The sequence below is a fragment of the Bradyrhizobium sp. JR4.3 genome, assembly GCF_040547695.1.
GTDB classification, from domain to species: Bacteria; Pseudomonadota; Alphaproteobacteria; order Rhizobiales; family Xanthobacteraceae; genus Bradyrhizobium; species Bradyrhizobium canariense.
The window spans coordinates 71,620-93,639 of the sequence record NZ_JBEPQF010000018.1 but is presented as its reverse complement, the minus strand read 5'-3'; the positions used below and the strand labels follow the sequence as shown (position 1 = coordinate 93,639).

General features: G+C 62.2%; 22 protein-coding genes and 1 tRNA gene. 10 read left to right on the top strand and 13 right to left on the bottom strand.

Annotated features, from left to right (window positions below; translation table 11 throughout):
• Positions 1-145: 145 nt before the first annotated feature.
• The 7 genes from ABIB91_RS25850 to ABIB91_RS25820 all read right to left on the bottom strand — a co-directional run bounded on the left by ABIB91_RS25850 (position 146) and on the right by ABIB91_RS25820 (position 5,623).
• The gene (locus ABIB91_RS25850; RefSeq protein ID WP_007598641.1) at positions 146-1,594 is read right to left on the bottom strand and encodes an ammonium transporter; all 1,449 of its coding nucleotides are present in this window, start codon (positions 1,592-1,594) and stop codon (positions 146-148) included.
• A gap of 38 nt (positions 1,595-1,632) precedes the next feature.
• Positions 1,633-1,971: a P-II family nitrogen regulator gene (locus ABIB91_RS25845; protein WP_007598642.1), complete on the bottom strand. Its 339-nt coding sequence runs from the start codon at positions 1,969-1,971 to the stop codon at positions 1,633-1,635.
• Positions 1,972-2,405: 434 nt separating this feature from the next.
• Complete coding sequence (locus tag ABIB91_RS25840) at positions 2,406-3,008, bottom strand: ATP-dependent Clp protease proteolytic subunit (RefSeq protein WP_354168432.1); 603 nt, start codon at positions 3,006-3,008, stop codon at positions 2,406-2,408.
• A 41-nt stretch (positions 3,009-3,049) separates the two neighbouring features.
• Positions 3,050-3,397, bottom strand: coding sequence for an SRPBCC family protein (locus ABIB91_RS25835; protein WP_007598644.1), 348 nt, complete (start codon positions 3,395-3,397; stop codon positions 3,050-3,052).
• Positions 3,394-3,708 (bottom strand): ArsR/SmtB family transcription factor, encoded by a 315-nt coding sequence (locus ABIB91_RS25830; protein ID WP_035993871.1) that lies wholly within the window; start codon positions 3,706-3,708, stop codon positions 3,394-3,396. The genes ABIB91_RS25835 and ABIB91_RS25830 overlap by 4 nt, the downstream gene beginning before the upstream one ends.
• Positions 3,709-3,749: 41 nt before the next feature.
• Positions 3,750-5,051 carry an ammonium transporter gene (locus ABIB91_RS25825; RefSeq protein WP_354168430.1) on the bottom strand — a complete coding sequence of 434 codons (1,302 nt, stop codon included), beginning with the start codon at positions 5,049-5,051 and terminating at the stop codon, positions 3,750-3,752.
• A gap of 233 nt (positions 5,052-5,284) precedes the next feature.
• A complete protein-coding gene (locus ABIB91_RS25820) occupies positions 5,285-5,623 on the bottom strand; it encodes a P-II family nitrogen regulator (protein ID WP_007598647.1) in 339 nt (112 codons plus the stop codon).
• A gap of 238 nt (positions 5,624-5,861) precedes the next feature.
• Here ABIB91_RS25820 and ABIB91_RS25815 point away from each other — a divergent pair, with 238 nt between their 5' ends.
• Positions 5,862-6,752, top strand: coding sequence for a DUF4339 domain-containing protein (locus ABIB91_RS25815; RefSeq protein ID WP_007598648.1), 891 nt, complete (start codon positions 5,862-5,864; stop codon positions 6,750-6,752).
• A gap of 31 nt (positions 6,753-6,783) precedes the next feature.
• Here the strand turns inward: ABIB91_RS25815 and tesB are convergent, their stop codons facing one another.
• Positions 6,784-7,656 carry an acyl-CoA thioesterase II gene (gene tesB / locus ABIB91_RS25810; RefSeq protein ID WP_354168427.1) on the bottom strand — a complete coding sequence of 291 codons (873 nt, stop codon included), beginning with the start codon at positions 7,654-7,656 and terminating at the stop codon, positions 6,784-6,786.
• A gap of 138 nt (positions 7,657-7,794) precedes the next feature.
• Here tesB and ABIB91_RS25805 point away from each other — a divergent pair, with 138 nt between their 5' ends.
• Positions 7,795-9,015: a ubiquinone biosynthesis hydroxylase gene (locus ABIB91_RS25805; protein WP_354168425.1), complete on the top strand. Its 1,221-nt coding sequence runs from the start codon at positions 7,795-7,797 to the stop codon at positions 9,013-9,015.
• A gap of 246 nt (positions 9,016-9,261) precedes the next feature.
• Here ABIB91_RS25805 and ABIB91_RS25800 read toward each other — a convergent pair whose 3' ends face one another.
• The gene (locus tag ABIB91_RS25800; RefSeq protein WP_007598651.1) at positions 9,262-9,459 is read right to left on the bottom strand and encodes a Trm112 family protein; all 198 of its coding nucleotides are present in this window, start codon (positions 9,457-9,459) and stop codon (positions 9,262-9,264) included.
• Positions 9,460-9,519: 60 nt separating this feature from the next.
• The gene (locus ABIB91_RS25795) at positions 9,520-10,050 is read right to left on the bottom strand and encodes a TetR/AcrR family transcriptional regulator (RefSeq protein WP_354168423.1); all 531 of its coding nucleotides are present in this window, start codon (positions 10,048-10,050) and stop codon (positions 9,520-9,522) included.
• A 105-nt stretch (positions 10,051-10,155) separates the two neighbouring features.
• Here ABIB91_RS25795 and ABIB91_RS25790 point away from each other — a divergent pair, with 105 nt between their 5' ends.
• The 4 genes from ABIB91_RS25790 (at position 10,156) to ABIB91_RS25775 (ending at position 14,378) form a co-directional block, all read left to right on the top strand.
• On the top strand, positions 10,156-10,506 hold the full coding sequence (locus tag ABIB91_RS25790) for a hypothetical protein (RefSeq protein ID WP_354168421.1): 351 nt from the start codon (positions 10,156-10,158) through the stop codon (positions 10,504-10,506).
• A gap of 214 nt (positions 10,507-10,720) precedes the next feature.
• Positions 10,721-10,999, top strand: coding sequence for a PepSY domain-containing protein (locus ABIB91_RS25785; RefSeq protein WP_354168419.1), 279 nt, complete (start codon positions 10,721-10,723; stop codon positions 10,997-10,999).
• 62 nt (positions 11,000-11,061) lie between these two features.
• Positions 11,062-11,655, top strand: a complete 594-nt coding sequence (locus ABIB91_RS25780; RefSeq protein ID WP_354168417.1) for a cytochrome b/b6 domain-containing protein — start codon at positions 11,062-11,064, stop codon at positions 11,653-11,655.
• A 221-nt stretch (positions 11,656-11,876) separates the two neighbouring features.
• Positions 11,877-14,378 carry an EAL domain-containing protein gene (locus ABIB91_RS25775; RefSeq protein WP_354168415.1) on the top strand — a complete coding sequence of 834 codons (2,502 nt, stop codon included), beginning with the start codon at positions 11,877-11,879 and terminating at the stop codon, positions 14,376-14,378.
• Between the two features lie 12 nt (positions 14,379-14,390).
• Here the strand turns inward: ABIB91_RS25775 and ABIB91_RS25770 are convergent, their stop codons facing one another.
• Positions 14,391-15,068 carry an LON peptidase substrate-binding domain-containing protein gene (locus ABIB91_RS25770; RefSeq protein ID WP_007598658.1) on the bottom strand — a complete coding sequence of 226 codons (678 nt, stop codon included), beginning with the start codon at positions 15,066-15,068 and terminating at the stop codon, positions 14,391-14,393.
• Positions 15,069-15,099: 31 nt separating this feature from the next.
• Positions 15,100-16,023: a thioredoxin gene (trxA, locus tag ABIB91_RS25765; protein ID WP_007598659.1), complete on the bottom strand. Its 924-nt coding sequence runs from the start codon at positions 16,021-16,023 to the stop codon at positions 15,100-15,102.
• A gap of 275 nt (positions 16,024-16,298) precedes the next feature.
• Here trxA and ABIB91_RS25760 point away from each other — a divergent pair.
• Positions 16,299-16,373: transfer RNA gene (locus ABIB91_RS25760), tRNA-Gly, on the top strand.
• A gap of 236 nt (positions 16,374-16,609) precedes the next feature.
• On the opposite strand, the gene ABIB91_RS25755 is transcribed toward ABIB91_RS25760, so the two are convergent.
• Positions 16,610-16,903, bottom strand: coding sequence for a DUF3892 domain-containing protein (locus ABIB91_RS25755; protein ID WP_354168412.1), 294 nt, complete (start codon positions 16,901-16,903; stop codon positions 16,610-16,612).
• 311 nt (positions 16,904-17,214) lie between these two features.
• On the opposite strand from ABIB91_RS25755, the gene ABIB91_RS25750 reads away from it, so the two are divergent.
• Genes ABIB91_RS25750 through brxC form a run of 3 tightly spaced genes read left to right on the top strand, consistent with a single transcriptional unit; the run spans position 17,215 to position 22,017 of the window.
• The gene (locus tag ABIB91_RS25750) at positions 17,215-17,982 is read left to right on the top strand and encodes a hypothetical protein (protein ID WP_354168410.1); all 768 of its coding nucleotides are present in this window, start codon (positions 17,215-17,217) and stop codon (positions 17,980-17,982) included.
• A gap of 10 nt (positions 17,983-17,992) precedes the next feature.
• Positions 17,993-18,556 carry a hypothetical protein gene (locus ABIB91_RS25745; protein ID WP_354168408.1) on the top strand — a complete coding sequence of 188 codons (564 nt, stop codon included), beginning with the start codon at positions 17,993-17,995 and terminating at the stop codon, positions 18,554-18,556.
• Positions 18,553-22,017 carry a BREX system P-loop protein BrxC gene (brxC, locus tag ABIB91_RS25740; protein ID WP_354168406.1) on the top strand — a complete coding sequence of 1,155 codons (3,465 nt, stop codon included), beginning with the start codon at positions 18,553-18,555 and terminating at the stop codon, positions 22,015-22,017. Before ABIB91_RS25745 ends, brxC begins: the two co-directional genes overlap by 4 nt.
• Positions 22,018-22,020: the final 3 nt, after the last annotated feature.

Here is a 22,020-nt window from a genome sequence, read left to right as displayed (position 1 = left end):
ATGACGGCCCAGCGGTGCTCGGGTCCAAAAAGAAAGGGGCTCCAACTTGCGCTGGAGCCCCTCAACGGCCGGGACATTGCCGGGTATGTGCCCCAAACCGTAGTTGTGAGCGCGACCTCCGAGGAGGCCGCGCCCGGGAGGAGACTTACATGTTGTAGGCGCGCTCGGTGTGCTCGGTGATGTCGAGGCCTTCACGCTCGCTCTCGACATTGGCGCGGAGGCCAACGATCACATCGACGACCTTGTAGAGGATCGCCGAACCGATACCCGACCACACCAGCGTGGTGCCGACGCCCCAGACCTGGGAGATCATCTGCGCTGCGAAGTCGTAATCGGCAACCTTCGGCGGGATCGCGGTGTAGTCGATGATGCCCGCACCACCCAACGCCGGATTGACGAGGATGCCGGTGCCGAGGGCGCCGATGATGCCGCCGACGCAGTGCACGCCGAACACATCGAGGGAGTCATCGTAGCCGAGCGCGTTCTTCACGACGGTGCAGAAGAACAGGCAGACCACGCCGACCACGAGGCCGAGGACGATCGCACCCATCACGCCGGAGAAGCCGGCGGCAGGCGTGACGGCCACGAGGCCCGCGACAGCGCCGGAGATGACGCCGAGCACCGACGGGTGACCCTTGATGATCCACTCCGCGAACATCCATGACAGCGCGGCGGCTGCGGTGGCGACGAAGGAGTTGGTCATGGCGAGGGCTGCGCCGCCGTTGGCTTCGAGGTTGGAGCCGGCGTTGAAGCCGAACCAGCCGACCCAGAGCAGCGAGGCGCCGATCATCGACATGGTCAGCGAGTGCGGAGCCATCAGCTCCTTGCCGTAACCGACGCGCTTGCCGATCAGCAGAGCGCCGACGAGGCCCGCGATGCCGGCGTTGATGTGCACCACGGTGCCGCCCGCGAAGTCGATCGCGCCCTTCTTGAAGATCCAGCCTGCGTCGGCGTTGATCTCGTCGAGCTTGGCCTGCGCCGCGGTCTTCGCCGCGCCATCAGCCGCAGCAGCCAGAGCCTTGGCAGCGTCCTGGATCATGTCCGGGCCGGGCCAATACCAGACCATGTGCGCGATCGGGAAGTAGATCAGCGTGACCCAGAGCGGGATGAAGAGCGCGATCGCCGCGAACTTCATGCGCTCGGCAAAGGCGCCGACGATGAGGGCGGGCGTGATCGCTGCGAAGGTCATCTGGAAGCACATATAGATGAGCTCCGAGATGTTGGCGTCGACCGAGAAGGTCGCAGCCTTCGAGTCGGTGGTGACGCCCATCATGAAGGCCTTGGAGAAGCCGCCGATGAAGTCGGAACCGCCGGTGAAGGTGAGGCTGTAGCCGTACACGGCCCAGATCACGGTGACGACGCAGACGGTGTAGAACACCTGCATCAGGACCGAGAGCATGTTCTTGGAGCGGACGAGGCCGCCGTAGAACAGCGCGAGGCCGGGGATCGTCATCAACAGCACGAGCACTGTCGATGTCAGCATCCAGGCGTTGTCTCCCTTGTTGACCGTTGGCTCGGCATAGGCTGCGGTCGCAGCGAACAGGCCGACTGCGAGAGCCGCCAATCCCGCGCCATAGGGACGCTTAAACGTCATTTCATTTACTCCTGATTGAATTTTGATTGAGCGCGAAATCAAAGGGCCGCAGCATCGGCCTCGCCGGTGCGGATGCGAACCGCATGGTCGAGATTGATGACGAAGATCTTGCCGTCGCCGATCTGACCGGTTTTCGCGGCGGTCGTGATGGCGTCGATGGTCTTGTCGACCTGGTCGGAGGCGACAGCGACCTCGATCTTGATCTTGGGCAGGAAGCTCACGGCATATTCGGCGCCGCGATAGATTTCCGTATGGCCCTTCTGGCGGCCATATCCCTTGACTTCCGTCACCGTGAGACCGTGAACGCCGATGGCGGTCAGGGCGTCACGGACTTCTTCCAGCTTGAATGGCTTAATAATCGCCATAACAATTTTCATGGGTCCTATCCCCGCTTGGGCCCGGTCCGGACGTGGCCGGGCGTTTCTCGACTGGTTCGCCACGAGGGAGAAAGTTCACTACGCGGGCACAGCCAGGACCCCTAGAATCAAATGCCGTGCCAGATCGGGCGTGTTGGCTAACGGACTATGAAAACGGGTGTTTTCGCGTTTGACGCGTATTGCGGTGCGGTGCGCTATTACGCCGCGCTCAATACCTGATCATGCCTGATTAAAATAAAGGCACGTCAAGCTGCCGACACATTGATGCTCATGCGTCGGGCAGCAGAAAGGTATTTTCGTAAGGGGGACGCCCATTGCAGGGCTTGTCGTGCTGCGAAATATCGGACCCCTGCCTGGTGTGCTCACGGAATGCGCGCAACCGGCCAACCAGCTTAAGCGGGGCGAGCCTTGCCGACGGTTGCGGGCAGAGACCGTCAGGCGGCGCTGCGTTCCGCGAACACCCGGTCGATCAGACCCCAGTCGACCGCCTGCTGCGCGGTCATGAAGTGGTCGCGGTCCAGGGTCCGTTCCACGTCCGGCTCGGGGCGCCCGCAATGCTGGGCATAGAGCCGGATAATGCGCCGCTTGGTTTCCTGCATCTCGGTGGCATGGATCAGAATGTCGGACGCCTGGCCTTGAAAGCCGCCGAGCGGCTGATGCACGTGAAGACTCGCATTGGGCAGGGCGGCGCGGTGACCGGGCTCGCCGGCCATCAGCAGGAACGAGCCCATCGAGCGCGCGGTGCCCATGCACAGCGTATGCACCGGCGCCTTGATGAATTGCATGGTGTCGTACATCGCCAGCCCGCTGGTGACCACGCCGCCATAGGAATTGATGTAGAGATCGATCGGCTTGTTCGGATTCTCCGCCTCCAGGAACAAGAGCTGCGCGCAGACGAGGCCCGACATCGCATCATTGACCTCGCCGTTGAGGAAGATGATGCGCTCGCGCAGCAGGCGCGAATAGATGTCGAACGATCGTTCGCCGCGGGCGGATTGTTCGACGACCATAGGGACGAGCTGAAGCATGTCGCGCATCGGCGACCTCCATGTCTGCGGGTGATGAAGTGGTGTTGGTGTTAGGCGGCCGCGCGCATCAGGCAGCCATTGCTGTTGGCCGGCTGCGGCAGCTTCATGCAGGTTTGCTGGATGATGCGGAAGCGGGTGCCGCCATCCTCGTTCGGTTCGATCCGGAAGATGACATGGCTTTCGCGAAACGGCGGTTCGGAATCGCGAAGCCGGTAGCGCACCTCCTGGCCTGGGATTGATGATTCCGGCTCGGCGCCCGCAAGGTCGCAATCCGGCAGCCAGCGCTCGCGCAACGCCGGAATGGTCACCGCGCGCCAGACCTTGGCCGGCGGCGCATCGAATTCATATTCGAGGACGAGAGCTGCGTCGGAGGGATCAGGCTTCGCGGCGTCGCTCATTGATCCATCTCCTTCAAGAGATCGGCGAGGGCATCCATGCGTTTCGGCCAATAGGCACGGTAGCGCGCAAGCCAGGTCCCGATGGCGAGAATTCCTTCGGGATCGACTTCGTAATTCACAAAGCGGCCCTGCCGCTGTTCGCGCACCAGGCCCGCCCCGCGCAGCACCGCAAGATGCTGCGACATCGCCGGTTGGCTGATCTCTAATCCGTCGCGCAAAGCGCTCGCATTCAGGCTTCCGCCGGCAAGCTTCTCAAAGACCTTGCGGCGGGTCGGGTCGGCCAGCGCCTTGAAGATGTCAGCTTCGATCATGGCAACACATAAGCACGTGCTTATGTGTTGCGCAAGCCCAATTACTGCAGCGCTTCGCCGTGCTGCGAAATATCCAGCCCTTCGAGCTCGTGCTCACGGGAGACGCGCAACGGCACGAACAGGCTGACCAGCTTGAGCAGGACGAAGCTCACGCCTGCCGACCAGACGAAGGTGACGGCGACCCCTGAGAGCTGGATCAGAAGCTGCTGCGGATGGCCTTCGAGCAGGCCGGCGGTGCCGCCGATCGCGCTGGTTGCGAACACGCCGGCCAGCAGGGTGCCGGTCAGCCCGCCGATGCCGTGGACGCCGAACACGTCGAGCGAATCGTCATAGTCGAACCGGTGCTTCAGCCAGGTGCAGGCCCAGTAGCAGACGAGGCCTGCGATCACGCCGATGACGATACCGTGCCAGGGCGCCACGAATCCCGAGGCCGGCGTGATGGTGCCGAGGCCGGCCACCGCGCCGGAGATCATGCCGAGCACGGACGGCTTGCGCCGCGTCGACCATTCGATCGCGCCCCAGGTCAGCGCGCCGGAGCAGGCCGCGAGATGGGTCGCGATGATCGCCAGCACCGCGCGCGAATTGGCTGCGCCCGCCGAGCCGCCGTTGAAACCGAACCAGCCGACCCACAACAGGCCGGTGCCCATCACCGCGAGCGACAGATCGAACGGCGAAAGATTTTCGGTGCCGTAGCCGTGACGGCGTCCCATCACCTTCGCCGCGACGAGGCCGGCGGTGCCGGCCGACAGATGCACCACGAGGCCGCCGGCGAAATCCAGCACGCCCATGCTGGCGAGGAAGCCGCCGCCCCACACCCAATGCGCCAGCGGAATGTAGACGAAGATGAACCATGCGACCGAGAAGAGGAGATAGGCGGAGAACCGCATCCGGTCGGCGACCGCGCCCGCGACCAGCGCCACCGTGATGATCGCAAACGTCATCTGGTACAGCATGAACAGCGCTTCCGGGATCGTCTTCGCCGCCGGGTTGACGCTGTCCATGGTCATGCCGGCGAGGAACCAGCGGTCGAGCGTGCCGATCCATGGGCCGTCGCCGACGAAGCACAGCGAATAGCCGAAGGCGACCCAGAGAATGGAGATGATCGTCACCGCGGCGAGGCTCTGCGCCATGGTGGCGAGCACGTTCTTCTTGCGCACCATGCCGGAATAGAACAGCGCGAGCCCCGGGATCGTCATCATCAGCACCAATGCGGTGGCGACGATCATCCAGGCGGTGTCGGCGGTGTTGATCTCTGAGCCCGCGGCGCGCGCCGGCGAAGCCATGATCGACACAAGCCCGATCGGCGCGGCAATAGCAGCCGCGCGGCGCAACAATCCCGCCATGTCGTTTCCCCCAGCTATTGATTGCGTCGCACGCCGTGGCGCCGTTGCCCGGTGCGATCTAGATAAGAATTAGTCCCTGCCTCACCGCACTCCACCCTCATCCTGAGGAGCCCGCGACAAGCGGGCGTCTCGAAGGATGGCCGCGGGCGAGAGCCGGGCCTTCATGGTTCGCCCGGCGATGCAAAGCATCGTCCGGAAACGCGTTCCGCGCTCCTCACCATGAGGGTCTTGAATCAGAGCGCGTCGCTGTCAGTCTCGCCGGTGCGAATGCGGGTCGCGTGATCAATCGGCGTGACGAAGATCTTGCCGTCACCGATCTGGCCGGTGCGCGCGGTCGCGGTGATGACGGCGACCGCCTTCTCGGCGATATCGGAGGCGACCGCGATCTCGATCCGCAGCTTCGGCAGGAAATTCACGACATATTCGGCGCCGCGATAGATCTCGGTGTGGCCCTTTTGGCGGCCATAGCCCTTCACTTCGGTCACGGTCATGCCGTGGACGCCGATCGCCGTAAGTGCCTGGCGGACTTCATCGAGCTTGAAGGGTTTGATGATCGCGACGACGAGTTTCATGGTCAGGCCTATTCCCCGGGATGCGCCGCGCCGTATGTCCCCGGCGCTGCGTCAATCTGGCATCTTTCCGGGCAAATGGCATAAAAAAGTTGCAGATTGAAGCGGAAAATCGTTGGGCTATGTGAACGGCCGCCTCTGTACAGGGCAGGCGTTCATCCTCCACAATGCGTTTTTGGCATGGATGCGATGAACCCAAGCGTCGCGGCCGGTACAAAACTATGTTTGAGGGGGACGCTTCATGGCGAGTTGGTTCTACGCATCCGAGGGCAAGCAGCAGGGGCCCTATCAGGAAGGGCAATTCCGCGACCTCGTCGCCCAGGGAGTCGTGCGCCCCGATACGCTGGTGTGGTCGGAGGGCATGGCCGGCTGGCAGAAGGCGGCCGAAATCCCTGGCCTGATCAGCGGCGGCGGTGCGCCTCCGATGATGCCGGCTGGCGGCCCGCCGATGATGGGCTCCGGAGGCTACGGCGGCGGTGGCGGCGGAGGATCGCTGGCGGTCGATTTCGGCATCCTCGAGTTCACCTGGCGCAGCATCGTGATGCTGATCGGCATGTGCTTCATCATCCCGGTGCCGTGGGTGTTCGTCTGGTACACGAAATGGATCGTGTCCTGCGTGAAGGTCCCCGGACGGCCCAATCTCAGCTTCACCGGCAATGCGATGGCGCTGGTGCCTTGGTATTTTGGCTTCATCGTTCTGGCGATCGTGATCGGGTTGATCGGCGTCCCGTTGCTGAGCAATTTGCTGTTCATCGCCCAGATCGTTCTCTACTGGCTCCTGATCAAATGGATGGTCGCGAACCTCGCCTCCAACGGGCAGCCGCTCGGCCTGAGCTTCACCGGCACGGTCTGGGCCTATGTCGGCTGGAGCCTGCTGTTTGCGATCTCCATCATCACCATCATCGGCTGGGCCTGGGTCGCCGCGGCTCAAATGCGCTGGTTCTGCCGCAGCATCGAAGGCACGCGGCGCGAGATCGTCTTCAACGGCAGCGGTCTCGGGATTCTCTGGCGGGGCATCGTGGCTGCATTCCTGTGCGGCTTCATCATCCCGATCCCGTGGGTGTATCGCTGGATCATGAACTGGTTCGCGTCGGAGACCGTCCTGGCTCCGCGAGGATCGCTCCGGACCTGATCTCGAGAGGCATAAGCGCGATCGATCGTGCTTATGCCTCTCTGGCTTTCCGTTCGCGCACCGAGCCTTCCTGCGCGACGGAGGCCACCAGCGTGCCGTCGGGCTTGAAGATCGAGCCGCGGGTCAAGCCGCGGCCGCTTCGGGCGCTTGGCGAATCCTGTGCGTAGAGCAGCCATTCGTCGGCGCGGAACGGCCGGTGAAACCACATCGCGTGGTCGAGGCTCGCTGGCATCATGCGCTTGTCGAACAGGGTGCGGCCGTAGCGCGCCATGATCGCATCGAGCAGCGAGAAGTCGGACGCGTAGGCCAGCGCGCACATGTGCAGCGCCGGATCGTCCGGCAGCGTCGCCGCGGTCTTGATCCAGACATGAATGCGACCGTCCTCGATCTTTTGGCCCAAATAACGGCCGAGCTCGACCGGGCGCAGCTCGATCGGACGATCGGATTCATAATAGCGGCGGATGAAATCCGGCATTTCCTTGAACATCGGCTGCTTCGCCACCTCCTCCGCCGTCAGCTTTTCCGGCCGCGGCACGTCGGGCATCTTGTCCTGGTGATCGAACGCGCTCTCCTCCTCGGCATGGAACGACACCATGATCGAGAAGATCGCGTTGCCGTGCTGAATCGCGGTGACGCGTCGCGTCGAGTAGCTCTTGCCGTCGCGCAGGCGCTCGACCTGGTAGATGATCGGGATCTGCGGATCGCCCGGCAGGACGAAATAGCAATGCAGCGAATGCGGCAGCCTGCCCTCGACGGTGCGGCACGCTGCGACCATCGCCTGCCCGATCACCTGGCCGCCGAACACCCGTTGCCAGCTAGTCTTCGGACTGTTGCCGCGGAACAGATTCACCTCGAGCTGTTCGAGGTCGAGGATCGAGATGAGGTCGATCAGGCTCTTGGACATGGAATTCAGCTTTCGCCTTGCCGCCCCGGCTTCGCTGCTCCGGAATGACACAATGGGGGCTTTCCGCCCTTGTTTCACCGCACTGTTTCGCCCACCTCAAGTCTGCTAGCAAGGCCAGGATTTAGCCGGGAATTGGATATGTCGGTACAGGGTAGCATTGTCATCGGTGGCGGCGCGTTTGCGGGCCTGGCGCTGGCTGTGGCGTTGCGCCAGGGACTCGGCCCCGAGATCCCCGTCATCGTCGCCGACCCCGCGCTCGGGACACGTCCCAGCCGCGACCCGCGCGCCACCGCGATCGTGGCCGCCTGCCGCCGCCTGTTCGAGGCGATCGGCGCCTGGGATGACGTCAGGGGCGAGGCGCAGCCCATCCTCGACATGATCGTCACCGATTCCAAGCTGGAAGATGCCACCCGTCCGGCGTTCCTCAACTTTGCCGGCGATGTCGCGCCGGGCGAGCCCTTCGCGCATATGGTCGAGAACCGCCGCCTGATCGATGCGCTGGTGGTGCGCGCCGAGGCCGAGGGCATCGATCTCCGCGCGACCACCGTGTCGTCTTACGACGCGCGGGCCGAAGGCATCGACGTGACGCTCGGTGATGGCAGCGTGATTGCAGCGAGCCTCCTGGTTGCGGCTGACGGTGCGAAGTCGAAACTGCGCGAACGCGCCGGCATCGCCACCCATGGCTGGGAATATGATCAATCCGGCATCGTCGTCACCGTCGGCCATGAGCGCGATCACGAGGGCCGCGCCGAAGAACATTTTCTGCCGGCGGGTCCGTTCGCGATCCTGCCGCTTTCGGGCAAGCGTTCCTCGCTGGTATGGACCGAGCGCCGCAGCGAAGCCGCGCGTATCATCGCGTTGAGCGATGAGGAATTTCACGGCGAGCTCGAACGACGCTTCGGCCTGCATCTCGGCGAGGTGAAGGCGCTCGACAAGCCGCGCGCGTTTCCGCTGTCCTATTTCGTCGCACGCTCCTTCATTGCCCAGCGCCTCGCGCTGGTCGGCGATTCCGCCCACGTCATCCACCCCATCGCGGGCCAGGGTCTCAACATGGGGCTGAAGGACGTCGCCGCACTGGCCGAGGTCGTGGTCGATGCCGCGCGGCTCGGCATGGATATCGGCGCCGCCGACGTGCTCGAACGTTACCAGCGCTGGCGCCGCTTCGACACGATGGCCATGGGCGTTGCCACCAACTCGCTGAACTTCCTGTTCTCCAACCAGTCGACGCTGTTGCGCACGGTGCGCGACATCGGCCTCGGCCTCGTCGACCGCGCCCCGCCGCTGAAGAACCTGTTCATCCGCCAGGCCGCGGGTCTGACCGGTGAGATACCGCGGTTGCTGAAGGGCGAGGCGCTGTAGCGCGTTTAGGGAGCGCTCCGTCCCACTCTCCGCGTCGTCCGGACAAGCGCGCCTCAGGCGCGCGCAGATCCGGGACCCATACGCCGCAGCAATAGTTTTGCGAAGACTCGGAGTGACCAGCTCGCGCAACAACCCAATTCGGTGGTTATGGGTCCCGGCCCCCGTGCGCAATTGCGCACTAGGCCAGGACGACACCTGGGGTGTGGCGCGGTCATCGCGCCAAACGACCAACGGGCCACAAGTCTCTCAATCGATCTTGCGGGCCTCTTCCGGCAGCATGATCGGGATGCCATCGCGGATCGGATAGGCGAGCTTGGCGCTGCGCGAGATCAGCTCCTGCTTTGCAGAATCGAACTCCAGCGGGCCCTTGGTCAGCGGGCAGACCAAAATCTCCAGCAATTTGGGATCGACGCTGGCTTCGGGGCGTTCGGTAGGCGCGTTCATGGGGGTCTCCGGCGGTCGGTTGCCTCTAGCATAAAAAATCGTAGCAGCCCATCGCGTCGCTCAAGCCGAAACCATCCGCAGAATCTCGTCGAGCAGGCCCTCAAGCCGCGCGGCCGGCGATGGCGGGCCCGACAGAGCGAAGCCGAGAAAAGCCCAGTACAGGATTTGCGCGCGGGCTCGCGCTGTCGCCGCCTCGAACCCGCGCTTCCTCAGCAGCTCTTCGATATAGTCGAGCCTGCGCCGGTCGATGGCACGCACCGCCGTTTGTGCCGCCGCATCGAAAGCCGCCCAGTTCCGCACCGCGCGCTCGAGGTCGAGCCGCGCGCCAAAAGTCCTGCGCAGCAGCGCTTTCAGCGGCTCGCCGCTGTCCGCCTCGACGTCGGCGATGATCTGCTCGGCCGCGATCTCGCGCCAGCGCTTCAAAAGTGCAGCATGGAACGCGCCGAGATCGGCAAAATGCCAATAGAAGCTGCCGCGCGAGACCCCCATGGCTTTCGCCAGCGGATCGGCCTTCAGCGCGGTGAAGCCGTCTCTCGCGAGCGCCTTCAGGCCCTGTTTGATCCAGTCGTCGGCGTTCAGCTGTTCGGCCATGTCGGGGTCCGGATTCAACCATACACTAGTGTATTGACAGCCGACACGCCAGCGCCTATCTCACCATACAGGACCGTATGGAAAAAATTTTCAGGAGTTCTGACGATGCGTGATCTCTTGCTCCAGTGTGCCGGGGTCGTGACCATTGTCGTGGCCCTCATCCATGGCATTCTCGGCGAGACCAAGGTCTTTGCCCGCGCCCGCATCGAGCCGGAGCGGCTCCGCACCCTGATCCGCCTGGTCTGGCAGGCCTCGACCGTCGCCTGGTTCGGCGGGGGTGTGCTCCTGATCGCAGCACCCTGGCTGCAATCGGAGCCGGCGCGGCACTGGATCGTCGTCACCATGGCCTGTGTGTTCGGCTTCGCCGCTCTCGCCAACGCATGGGCGACGCGCGGTCGGCACTTCGGCTGGATGGCGCTCAGTGCTGTCGTCGCGATGGCGGCTGCCGGCTACTAGGCGCGGCATATTGCAGTCATGCCTGTTGTGAGGCGTAAGGCCGCATCGACGCGCCAAATGCACGTTGCGCACGGAGGGCGCTGAGCTTTTCGGATCGTTAGAATATCTCTAAAGGCTTCCGCCGTAGCTGCGGATTGACTTCATCATGTGCTTTGCTTCTTTCGGTCCCGCTTCGCCCTAGGGCGTAGCGCCCACGACAGAAGAGGAGACGTTCGTGAAGGTTATTCGTGTTGTTGCCGTTGCATTGACGATCGGGATTGGCATGGGATCGGCGGCCTTGGCCGATGGTTTCAAGGACTGCACCAAGCTCGACAAGGCGTCGTGGAAGCCGGCGAGCGAAGCCGAAGCCAAGGCCAAGACGCTCGGCTACGAGGTGCGGCGCTCAAAGATCGAAGGCTCGTGCTACGAGGTCTACGGCGTCAAGGAAGGCAAGCTTTACGAGCTGTTCTACAGCCCCGAAGATCTCAGCCTGAAGCACACGATTGCGAAGTAGACCGCGCGAGACGGCTCGCGCCAAATGAACTGCGCAAAGTTAGGCCTGAGGGTGGTCCTCGCTTGATCGATGAAACGGTACCGCAAGTACGCGGGGGGTCCAACCGGACCCCCGCGGATCGAGCCGCTTCGCGGACAGTCGCGGTCTGGGACCTCCCGCTGCGGCTCTGGCACTGGGCGCTCGCGGCTTGCGTTCTGGCCGCGTGGTTCACGCCCACCGTCTATGACGGACTTCACCGCATCGTCGGCTATACCGTGCTCGGGCTTCTTGCGTTCCGTCTGGTTTGGGGTCTTTGGGGAAGCCGCTATTCGCGCTTCCGCATGGTCGGCGTCAGGCTTCGGGCCGCGCCACGCTATCTCTGGAATCTTCGCCGCGGCATCACCGGCCGCTATATCGGGCTCAATCCCGCCGGCACGTTGATGCTGGTGGCGCTGTTGGTCTCGCTCGCGATCTCGACGATATCAGGCGCGATGTCGGTGACCGTCACTTTCTTCGGCGTCTGGTGGATCGAGGACACCCACCACTATTCATCCGACGCGGTCATCGTCCTGGTCGTGCTGCACGTCCTGGGCGTGCTGTTGATGGGGCGTCTCCAGCGCGAGAACCTGATCCGCGCGATGATCACCGGCCGCAAACGAATCCGCGGGCACCTCTAAGCAGCACCGGGTTAATTCAAGCGGATGGAGCCTTGGGCCCGCCTAAACCCGTGGTTCCACGAGAATTAAGTCCTTCGCCCGCACCGGCTACCGCCAAACGGCGCCATTGTCGAGGTTGGGTTTACCTCCCGATAGGCATGCAACCGGGCATTGCAAGAAATTAACGTGACCAAAGCCAATCGGATCAATCGTCGAGCTTATTGACGAGGGAGGCGATTTCGATGTTCCGCGTTTTTACTTGCCTCACGGCAGAGCACGATTGGCGGCTTGTCATGCTCGCCGGTCTGGTTTGCTTCGCCGCAAGCATTGTAGCCGTCAGCATCTTTCATCGAGCGAACGCATCGCGCGCCTGGACGCGACTGATCTGGATTGCGATCGCCGGCGCCGCCATCGGTTATGGAATCTGGGCAACGCATTTTGTGGCAATGCTTGCCTACGAGCCCGGCGTCTCGACCGGTTACGCCATCACGCTGACAGCTTTGTCGCTCGCCGCAGCGATGATCCTGACGTCGGCAGGTTTTGGCGTTGCCGTCGGCAGCCCCGGCCGCTGGCGCGCGGCTGCCGGTGGCGGCATCATCGGCGGCGGTATTGCGAGCATGCACTATCTGGGCATGTCGGCCCTCGAAGTGCCTGGTCGCGTGACCTGGTCGCCGGAGCTGGTGCTCATCTCGATCGCCCTCGGCATGGTCCTAGGCTACGCCGCACTTGCGGTCGCCCTGGGTCGCAAGGACAGGTGGGGGACCTTCGCTGCGGCGCTGCTGCTGACGCTCGCCATCGTGTCGCATCATTTCACAGCTATGGGGGCGGTACAGATCGTTCCAGACCCGACGCTGGCAAGCGACACACTGTCGCTTTCTCCCGGCTTCCTCGCCGTGGCAATCGCGGGCGTGGCCCTGTCGGTGCTCGGGATGAGTTTTGTGGGCGTGCTGGCGGATCGCCGGCTTGCGACCAGAACCAGCCGATTCGAGGAAGTTATCACTCAGCTTTCGTTTGCCAGGCAACAGGTGGAAGATTCGCAAAAGGAAATCCAGGACCAGAAGATCAGGCTCGACACGGCCATCAACAACATGGTCGAGGGCCTTTGCATGTTTGACACGGAGAAGCGGCTCGTCGTCTGCAACGAGCGCTATGCCCTGCTCTATCGGCTGCCGCCGGAACTGCTGAAGACGGGGACGCCGCACGTCGACATCATCAAGCACCGCGTTGTGAACGGCATCCTCAAGGGCGATACGAGCGAGGGCGCTGCCGGGCAATACATCTCGAGACTGGCTGCATTGCCGTTCGACACAGTCTCGAGCAGGATCGACGAGTTTGCGGATGGTCGGTTGATCTGCGTGACGCGACAGCCGATGCCCGGCGGCGGATGGGTGGCCACGCATCTTGATGTTACGGAGCAACGCCGGTCCGAGGCCAAAATCACCCATATGGCGCAACACGATGCGTTGACCGACCTGCCAAATCGGGTGCTGCTCAGAGAGCGGATGGAGCATGCCATTGCAGTTACGCGCACTGGTGGTCTTGATCTTGCCGTGCTCATGCTTGACCTCGATCGCTTCAAGGAAGTCAATGACACGCTTGGACATCCGGCGGGCGATTCCCTGCTGCGCGCCGTCGCGGCGCGTTTGCGCGAATGCACCACGGAAACGGCGTTGATCGCCCGACTGGGCGGGGACGAGTTCGCGGTGATCGACTACGTGACCAGCCCGGCCGTGGAGGCCGCGACCCTCGCCGAGAACATCAGAAAGGCGCTTTGCAAACCCTTCGACCTCGGCGATCACCGGGTCACCGTAGGCACCAGCATCGGCATTGCCATCGCGCCGCGTGACGGCAATGATCCCGACGCGATCATGAAGAGCGCCGATCTCGCCCTCTACTCGGCCAAGAATGGTGGACGTGGCGCATTCCGTTTCTTCGAGCCGGAACTCGACGAGATCATGCATGCGCGACGGAATCTGGAGCGCGACTTGCGCGATGCGCTTGCCGGCGGTCAATTCGAGCTCTATTACCAGCCATTCATCGACGCCGCGACCGGTAAGACCAGGGGCTTCGAGGCCCTGCTGCGCTGGCATCACCCGCAGCGAGGTCTGGTCATGCCGGGCGAATTCATCCCGCTTGCGGAAGAGACCGGCCTGATCGTGCCGCTGGGGGAATGGGTCCTTAGGACGGCCTGTGCGGAAGCCGCAAAATGGCCTGTCGATCTCAGCATCGCGATCAACCTGTCTCCCGCTCAATTCAGGAGCAAGGAGCTTGTGCCGGTCGTTGTCAGCGCGCTGGCGAGTTCGGGTGTGGCGCCGCACAGGCTCGAGCTCGAAGTTACGGAGACAGCGATCATGCATGACAGCGAAGCTGTATTCGAGGCCCTCGGTCAGCTGCGCCAGCTCCGTGTGCGAATCGCCCTGGACGATTTCGGCACCGGCTATTCTTCTCTGAGCTTTCTGCAAAGATTCCCGTTCGACAAGATCAAGATCGACCGCAGCTTCGTCAGCGAACTGACCAGCGCGAGGGCAGAGGCGCAACATCTCGCGCGAGCAGTGGTTCGTTTCGCAGTCAGCTTGAGCAAGACCACGACCGCCGAAGGCGTCGAAACGAGGGAGCAGCTGGACATCCTGCGTGAAGACGGCTGCGCCGAAACGCAAGGCTACTATTTCAGCCGGCCAATGCCTGCATCCAGCATCGCGAAAATGCTGCTGCGAGATGACGGAGCAGCCATCTGCGCTGCGTGAGCGTTCAGGCCGTCACTGCAGCGGCGGATCGCCTGAGGTGCGTTTTTTGGCGAGGTCCATCTCGGTCACCGCGATCAGGATCTCGGCGCGGGTCTTCAGGTCGGGCGCTTCCAGCATCGCTTGCTTCTCGGCCACACCATAGGGCGACATCATCGCCAGCGCGTTGACGAGCGCCTCGTTGGGAGCGGTCTCGACGCCCTCCCAGTCGACCTTGAGATTGTTGGCCTTCAGAAAGTCCGCCAGCACCGTCAGCAGTGCTTCGCGATCGACCTCCTCCTCGCCCATGCGCGGCGTGAAATCGTCGACGAAGGCGAAGAAATCCACCTTGCACTGCCGGTAGGCGGTGAGCACTTCGAGCTCCTCGAGCACTTTGAAGCGCGAGACACCGGTGAGCTCGAGGATGTAGCGGCCGTCGCCGGATTCCGCGAGTTGGGTGATGCGGCCGACACAGCCGACGCGGAACAGCGCCGGCTTGTCGGAATTCTTGGGCGAATGCGCGATGTCGGGCTGGATCATGCCGATCAGGCGATGGCCATCGCGGAAGGCATCGTCGATCATCGCGAGGTAGCGCGGCTCGAAGATGTTGAGCGGCATCTGCCCGCGCGGCAGCAGCAGCGCGCCCGGCAACGGAAACACCGGAAGGATCTCCGGAAGGTCGGCGGGCCCGCGATATTCGATATTGATCGGCATCTGCCGGGTCCCCTGGCCTTGCCAGCGCGCGTCAGGAAAACAGGATGATCGACAAGCGCTTGCGTCCCTCGACGGTTGCATCGTCCGTGCCGCCCCAGGCCTCGAAGAACTGCACCAGCTGCTTGCGGGCGCCGTCGTCGTTCCATTTGCGGTCGCGCTTGACGATCGCGAGCAGCTGCTCGGTGGCAGCTGCCCGGTTGCCTTGGGCGTTGAGCGCGATCGCGAGGTCGAATCGGGCCTGATGATCGAGCGGGTTTGCGGCGACTTTCTGTTCCAGCTCGGCGACAGGCCCGAGCTGCTCCGCCTGCTCGGCCAGATCGATCGCGGTCTGCACGGCTTTCACGGCCGGGTCGTTGCGCTTGGATTCCGGCACCATGGCGAGCGTCTGCTTGGCCTGCTCCATCGCACCGGAGACGGCGTAGCATTTCGCGAGCCCGGCCAGGGCTGCGATGTTGGTCGATTCGAGCTGCAGCACTTCCGCGTAGATCTGCGCGGCCGCGGCGGCATCGCCCTCGGCGAGCACGGCCTCGGCTTCCTGGAGGATTTCCGCGATATTCGGCTCACCCGGCGCGGTCACGCCCTTGGTCAGCTTCTCGATGAAGGCGTTGAGCTGGCTCTCCGGGACCGCACCCATGAAGCCGTCGGCCGGCTGGCCGTTGACGAAGGCGATCACCGCCGGAATCGACTGGATGCCCATCTGGCCCGGGATCGCCGGGTGCTGGTCGATGTTCATCTTGACCAGCTTGACCTTGCCCTTGGCGGCCTTGACCGCTTTTTCCAGCAAGGGCGTGAGCTGCTTGCAGGGGCCGCACCACTCCGCCCAGAAGTCGATCAGCACCGGCTGGCGCTTCGATTCTTCGATGACGTCCTTCACGAAGGTCTGGGTGGTCGTGTCCTTGATCAGATCGGCGGCAGCCGGGCCCGCTGCTCCGTTACCCTGGTCGATGATCGTCACGGGATCCCCTCGTCTGATGTCTGGAATTGGCGGGTCTTTAGCACGTCGCCAATTCATATGCTTCGCTGTTGGCCCTAAATTGGGCCGGGACGGCCGAATTTCAATCCGTGCGTGCCGATTCGACGGTTCCGGGGCCTTTTTGGGTCATTTGGCCGCGTTCGGGTCTATATCGGGCCTCCGATTGCGCATCTATGCCGCCGGTAGCTGTTGCATTCCCCTCCCGCTTTTGGCATACGACAGCCGTTGCCGGCGCAGTCATGCGACCGACACAGGATGCGGGTGTAGCTCAGTGGTAGAGCACGACCTTGCCAAGGTCGGGGTCGAGGGTTCGAGCCCCTTCGCCCGCTCCAATTTTTCCCCAGTTGCTCAAACGGTTAGAAGATATTGCCCCTCCTGGGGCCAGCGCGGCTTTTGCCCCGGGGGAGCGGCTGGGGGAGCTGATTGCGACTAGCCCAAGCTGGCCGACCCGTTTTGCAAACGCTCGGGTCGGGCTAGGTCAAGCACAGGCGCCTATTGAATTGAGCTCGGGATCGAACACCGAGCTCAATTCGCTTTTCACAGTGATGTCAGAACAGAGCGATCCGCCCTATGCCGCTCCGCGTACAGGGCACTGATCGAGACTCAGCAGGTTATCCTGCGTGGTGTTATCCGGCGTCGTCCGCAGATACTTGGTCCCGTGAAGCACATATGTCCGCACCGGTACGTCGTACAGACCGACTTTCACGTGGAAGCTGTAGTTGCCGCTGTCGATCATGTCAGCGACCTGTTCCCGCGTGTGATACCAGTAGCCGCCTTGTGGGTTGACGCCACCGACGTGAGTGATGTGCTCCCGTGGACTGTGCGGGTGCGGTTTTGTAATGCAGGTGACTCGGTTGGTCATAACCAACTCCATTGTATGCGGCAAACTGTTGCCGTTGAAAGGGGGCCGGGTTGACCTTGGCTGCAAACGGGATATTAGTCCCGCTGTTGAGAAGCCTATCCGCTCCCGGCCCCGGGAGCGCGAATCGGAAACTTAGAAGCCGCTTAGCCTTGCAGGGCTGGCGGCTTCGTCCGTTTCCGGGGTTCCGACAATAATCCGCCGCTCCCGCGATTTCGTCAAGATACCCCGTGACTTCCGCCGGCAAACTTGCCGGCGAGTCTTGACGGCCTTGCCGTTTTCGGAGCAAGGTCGGTTTGCACAGGGGGACGACCGTGACATTCGCCTTTTTTTACAACAAGCAGGAACCGCCCCTCTCGCTGGGCTTCCGCGGCGGGCCCCGCGGAACTCACTCTAGTCGCACCATGATGCTTGGGGAGTTGGCATTACTATGCTCCTCAGGAGCCTTTCCGGAAGACATCAAGAAAGCTGTCATCGAAGAAAACGCGCTGGGAAAATCGACCGCCTCAGGAAGAAGTCTCAGCTTGCAGAGGCTGACCGAGCTTTATTGCTTCGACAACTCGGTTCCGATTTTCAGGATTTTCTCGGCGCTTTGCAGACGCGATCCCACGGCCCTACCGCAGCTTGCACTTCTCATGGCGATTGCCCGTGATCCTCTTCTCAGGGCGAGCGCGAGGCCGGTACTAGGGCTCGCTTCCGGGTCGCAGCTAATGCGGGATGTTCAGCGCAACGCCATTGCTTCCGTGGTGGGCGATCGCATGAATGAGGCAGTACTCGATAAGGTCGTCCGAAACGCATCGAGCAGCTGGACCAAGACAGGCCATCTCGTTGGTCGAACGCTCAAGCGCCGCGCCCATGTTCGGGCCAACCAAACAGCCTTTGCTTTTGCACTCTGGCTTGCGCACAAGGCTGGCTTTGGCGGTGCGGAGCTTTTCGACAACGGTTGGATCGCCGCGCTTGACCTCGAACCGACCGCTGCGCGCGCGCAGGCGGAGCGCGCACACGCAGCTGGTTTGATCAACTTCCGCAAAATTGGCGATGCCGTCGAGTTGGATCTCTCTCTCTTGGACCATATGAACTGAGGCGGGTGACATGTCGAAGATCGATCAGCTCGCAGGCGTATTCCGAGATCATGTCGCGGTCGGTTGGCCCAGCAGCAGCTCCGGCGCCCAGCGCGTGATCATGATCGTGTACGACCCAAATGAGGAGCGCGCACTGAGAAAGAAAATTGGTCTATTTGCCCAAGCTGCTCAGACTCACCAACATGCTTGGCATAGCATCGATCTTACCTCGGTCTTTGCAAAATGGCTCGGAGCGCATCGATATCGCGAAAGCTATTTTGAGGAACCGGAAATGTTGGCGGCTGGCGCAAATGAGCGCTTCACCGAACACGCATCCAACTTTATTCTCCAAACCCTGGAAAGACCTCAGCATACGGCTCGCGAACTCGTCGGCATAATAGGTGCCGCCTCGGTGTTCGGAGTGGTGTCATTGTCCGATATCGTTGCGCGGGTGGAGCATGCAATCAAGGGTCGCCTTGTAATTTTCTTCCCTGGGCGAACTCGCGATGGTCGTTATCGCCTGCTCGATGCTCGTGAAGGCTGGGACTATCACGCGGTCGCCATCCAAACCGAAAGCAGTGGAGTACGCCAATGACAACGATCGCAGACCTCCTCGATCGCGATCCGCGCGGTCAGCGGCTTGTCAACAATGGTCAGGCCCGACTGATCGGTACCGACGAAGAGGCTCGAGGTGAATTGCGCACCTTCGTCTGTGAAGGTCGCTATGCCGATGGCGTGACCCGCATCCTTGAGAACTTCTGCCGCGACATCGGCAAGTCGAGTCAGCAAGCGGCTTGGGTTAGCGGCTTCTATGGTAGCGGAAAATCCCACCTCCTGAAAATGCTCGGTTACCTATGGTCGAATGAACCTTTTAGCGATGGAATGAGCCCTCGCGCTCTGGTCGAAGAGATGCCTGGGTCCGTGCGCGCTGTACTTCGCGAGTTGGACACACAAGCCGCTCGCGCTGGCGGCCTTTTCGCGGCTGGCGGCCCCATGCCCAGTGGTCAGCTTGAGCGGCCTCGCCACTCGGTGTTGTCTATGGTCCTCCGAGCAGCCGGGCTTCCAGCCGACTTCGGTAAAGCGGCCTTCTGCCTGTGGCTTGAAGACAAGGGTATCATCGACGACGTGAAGGCTGCGGTTTCGTCGGCTGGCGGTGCGTTCGATGAGGAGATTGACGAACTCTACATGAGCCCCCTTATCCCGGAGGCCATTGCCAGTCAGTTTCCGGGAGAGACCTCGAAGGAAATTCGCGAGCGCATCCGTGCGCAGTTCAAAACGCCTGATTTCGATATTGACCGAACACAGTTCGTTTCCATGTTGAAGCGGGTGCTGAAGCGTCAAGGTAAGCACGGCAAGCCGCCGCTGACGCTGATCCTGCTTGATGAGATCCAAATTTACATCGGCGATAGCCAAGATCGTGCCGGCGCGATTGCCGAGATTGCGGAGACTCTTGCAAAGGAATTCGATAGCCGAATCATGCTCGTGGGAGCGGGCCAGAGCGCGCTGCAAGGCACGTCTCAGTCAAATCCCCAGCTTGTTCGCTTGCTGGATCGTTTCACGATCCGCGTGCAGCTTGACGACAATGATGTCGAGACGGTCACACGAAAGGTGTTACTGCGGAAGAAGGCGGAGGCTCGAACTCTTATCGAACACTGTCTTGACATTAACGACGGTGCAATCGCGCGCCAACTTGCGGAGACGAAAATTGCAGTGCGTGCAAACGATCGAGCAATTCGCGTCGATGACTATCCGCTATTGCCAGTGCGCCGGCGGTTTTGGGATGTGTGCTTCCGTGCCGCTGATCTTCAGGGCACGCAAAGCCAATTACGTTCGCAGCTGCGCATTCTTCACGATGCGCTCGCAGAGAATGCCGAGAAGCCTCTTGGCGCAGTTGTTCCGGCTGACGTGCTCTACGACGCGCTGAAAGCGGCACTCGTCCAATCGGGCGCGCTGCCGCGCGATGCTTATGATCGGATTGAGCCGCTAGCTGATGTTTATCGCCCCGATGGTGCTTTGGCAAAACGACTCGCAGGCCTCGCCTTTTTGATTTCCCGACTGCCGACCGAAGCCGGCGCCGATATCGGAGTGCGAGCCACACCAGATCATCTCGCCGATCTATTGGTCGACGACCTAACGATTGACCAGGGGGCGTTCCGATCGCGCGTACGCGTGCTCATCGACAACATGGTCGAGGACGGGAATCTGGTGCGAATAGGCGAAGAGGTGCGCATTCAGACGACGGAAGGGAGAGCTTGGCAACAGGAGTTCCAGAAATTCCGGAGTCACTACGGCAATGACGTGTCGGCCATCGCCGATGCACGCGAGAAGCTGATCGAGGACGCATTGGCAGCCGTGCTGCGGCAGGTGTCGTCTGTTCACGGCGACGCCAAAGTCCCCCGCAAATTAGTACCTCATCGAGGCGATCGCGCTCCCGAGAAAGATGGCCGCAACATTCCGCTTTGGATTCGTGATGGGTGGCGAACCAGCGCAAAGGAAGCGCGTGATACAGCAAGAGCCATGGGCTCTGCAAACGGTATCGTTCACGTATTCTTTGACAAGCCAACCAGCAATGACCTGAAGGATGCGATCGCGGACTTGCTCGCGGCAAAGGCGACGCTGGATAAACGGGGTCTCGGACACGGCTCGTCTGGTGAAGAAGCTCGACGTGGCATGGAAACGCGGCAACGAGTTGCCCAGGAGCGTGCTATCGAAATCGCGGAAAGGGTTGTGGATGATGCCGTGGTGTTGCTCGGCGGCGGGACTACCGAAATCCAGGCGACATTTTCAGCTCGCCTCGAAGCCGCGATCGAAACTGCGCGCAAACGTCTCTTCCCGCAGTTTAAGGACGCCGACCGGCCGGCCGCTGAATGGGAAAAGGCTCTGAAAGCCGCTCGCGAGGGAGGCGAGCATCCTTTTGCAGCGGTCGGCCATATGGCGGACGTCGATGTCCATCCGGTCGGGCGCGCAATTCTCGGTATTATCGGTGCAGGCAAGGCCGGGCGGGAGGTGCGACAGTATTTTGAGCGCGATCCCTACGGCTGGCCAAAAGACGCGGTCGACGCAGCGCTGGTCGCGCTCGTACGCGCAAACAAGCTCACGGTCATCTTGAACGGAGAGCCAGCGGCCGCGTCCGCCTTGGATGGAACGGCAATTGGGAAAGCTACATTCCGGCGAGAGGACGTTGCAATTTCGGCGCGCGACAGGATTGGACTCGCCGGATTGCTTCAAACGCTTGTCGGGCCGATCCCTAATCGTGACGATCTGGCAGACCCCGCGCGCGATTTCCTGCGCAGGTTCCGATCCCTTGGAGAGAGCGCGGGGGGTGAGCCACCATCGCCGGCCGCGCCACGGCTGTTGATAGAAGACGAGGCGAAAGCGCTTTCGGGCAACGCACTGCTGCGGCTGCTGCTTGATCGCAGGTCCGAAATTGAGCAAGCGATTGAATCGTGGACGGCACGCGCCAAGCTCAAGGCGGAGCGAATGGCGCGGTGGCGTACAGCCGAACGGCTCAGTCGACATGCAGAACTGATTCCAGATGCGGCAATCGATCTGATTGAACTTAAGGGCATCCGTGAAGGCCGACAGCTTCTGGAGACGAACGATCCCTTGTCGGCACCGATGAGTCGTCTGCGGGAGCTATTAACAAAGCGGCTTACGGCCGCGCATCGGGACCTCGCGGAGGCTGTGCGCGGAGCGCTCAACACGCTCGACGCAAATCCCATCTGGGTCGGGCTCGACCTCCCGAAGAAAGAGGCGATTTTGGCGGAGGTCGGGCTGAAGCTTCCTGTTCAGCCAGAAGTGTCGGACGATGAACGTTTGGCCGAAAGCCTCGATCGCCGCCCGCTTGGTCAATGGCAAGCAGAAGTACGGGGCGTATCTGATCTTCAGGTCAGCGCCGTCCAAAAGGCCGCACAGCTATCAGCGCCTCAGACGCACCGCGCGACCATCGAGAGGGGCACGATCGTTCGTACTGAAGGTGAGGTCGACGTGTGGCTCAGTCGCCAGCGCACCACGCTTGTCGCGGCTGTCAAACGTGGCCCTGTGGTAATTTCGTGAGGT

Coding starts and splice junctions, on each gene's coding strand:
- ABIB91_RS25850 (WP_007598641.1), bottom strand. CDS start 1,594: ATGACGTTTAAGCGTCCCTATGGCGCGGGATTGGCGGCTCTCGCAGTC.
- ABIB91_RS25820 (WP_007598647.1), bottom strand. CDS start 5,623: ATGAAACTCGTCGTCGCGATCATCAAACCCTTCAAGCTCGATGAAGTC.
- ABIB91_RS25790 (WP_354168421.1), top strand. CDS start 10,156: ATGCGTGATCTCTTGCTCCAGTGTGCCGGGGTCGTGACCATTGTCGTG.
- ABIB91_RS25745 (WP_354168408.1), top strand. CDS start 17,993: ATGTCGAAGATCGATCAGCTCGCAGGCGTATTCCGAGATCATGTCGCG.
- ABIB91_RS25800 (WP_007598651.1), bottom strand. CDS start 9,459: ATGAACGCGCCTACCGAACGCCCCGAAGCCAGCGTCGATCCCAAATTG.
- ABIB91_RS25805 (WP_354168425.1), top strand. CDS start 7,795: ATGTCGGTACAGGGTAGCATTGTCATCGGTGGCGGCGCGTTTGCGGGC.
- tesB (WP_354168427.1), bottom strand. CDS start 7,656: ATGTCCAAGAGCCTGATCGACCTCATCTCGATCCTCGACCTCGAACAG.
- ABIB91_RS25835 (WP_007598644.1), bottom strand. CDS start 3,397: ATGAGCGACGCCGCGAAGCCTGATCCCTCCGACGCAGCTCTCGTCCTC.
- ABIB91_RS25770 (WP_007598658.1), bottom strand. CDS start 15,068: ATGCCGATCAATATCGAATATCGCGGGCCCGCCGACCTTCCGGAGATC.
- ABIB91_RS25755 (WP_354168412.1), bottom strand. CDS start 16,903: ATGACCAACCGAGTCACCTGCATTACAAAACCGCACCCGCACAGTCCA.
- ABIB91_RS25795 (WP_354168423.1), bottom strand. CDS start 10,050: ATGGCCGAACAGCTGAACGCCGACGACTGGATCAAACAGGGCCTGAAG.
- ABIB91_RS25840 (WP_354168432.1), bottom strand. CDS start 3,008: ATGCGCGACATGCTTCAGCTCGTCCCTATGGTCGTCGAACAATCCGCC.
- brxC (WP_354168406.1), top strand. CDS start 18,553: ATGACAACGATCGCAGACCTCCTCGATCGCGATCCGCGCGGTCAGCGG.
- ABIB91_RS25845 (WP_007598642.1), bottom strand. CDS start 1,971: ATGAAAATTGTTATGGCGATTATTAAGCCATTCAAGCTGGAAGAAGTC.
- ABIB91_RS25775 (WP_354168415.1), top strand. CDS start 11,877: ATGTTCCGCGTTTTTACTTGCCTCACGGCAGAGCACGATTGGCGGCTT.
- ABIB91_RS25825 (WP_354168430.1), bottom strand. CDS start 5,051: ATGGCGGGATTGTTGCGCCGCGCGGCTGCTATTGCCGCGCCGATCGGG.
- ABIB91_RS25830 (WP_035993871.1), bottom strand. CDS start 3,708: ATGATCGAAGCTGACATCTTCAAGGCGCTGGCCGACCCGACCCGCCGC.
- ABIB91_RS25815 (WP_007598648.1), top strand. CDS start 5,862: ATGGCGAGTTGGTTCTACGCATCCGAGGGCAAGCAGCAGGGGCCCTAT.